General features: G+C 68.6%; 1 protein-coding gene. It reads right to left on the reverse strand.

The window, feature by feature from the left end; translation table 11 throughout:
• Nucleotides 1-161: 161 nt before the first annotated feature.
• Nucleotides 162-455, reverse strand: coding sequence for a RebB family R body protein (locus tag FOZ70_RS37725; protein WP_021157938.1), 294 nt, complete (start codon nucleotides 453-455; stop codon nucleotides 162-164).
• Nucleotides 456-560: the final 105 nt, after the last annotated feature.

The raw sequence follows: 560 nt of genomic DNA on the forward strand, positions 1-560 counted from the left end.
CGGCGCGACGGGCGGCGCGACATCGGCGGGCGTCGTTGCGTCGGCCGGCGTCGTTGCGCCTGCTGCCGCGGGCGCGCCATCGTGCGGCGCCTGCGGCGCACCGTCGCCGCGCCCGCCCAAAAGGCCTTTCATGTTCATGGTTCAGGTATCCCGAGAGTCGACTAATGCGTGGAACCCGTCTGCGGCCCGGCCGCCGGGGCTTGCGCCGCGCCGCCCGATGCCGGCTTCGGCGACGCTTCGACGGACAGGATCATGGCCACCGCCTTCGACACGACGGCGTTCGAAATCTGGTTCAGCGCCGCCTGCTGCTGCGTCATGTTCTGCGCCGAGATGCCGACGGCCTGGCTGAACATCTGGTAAAGCATGCCCAGCGCCTGGGCCGGGGATCCCGCGACGACGTTGACATTGGTCTGCGTCAGCGCGTCGGTAACCTGCTCATTGACTTTGTCTGCCACGAGGCCTCCTCGGATCTCGGCTCCGGCATGCGATTGAAGGAACAGCGGGCCATCGACGCCGCGCATGCCGTTAGGAACGCTGCATGCCCGCGTTCGTGAACGCGC

Origin of the sequence: Burkholderia sp. COPS, assembly GCF_019425585.1 — a bacterium.
Classification (GTDB): domain Bacteria; phylum Pseudomonadota; class Gammaproteobacteria; order Burkholderiales; family Burkholderiaceae; genus Burkholderia; species Burkholderia cepacia.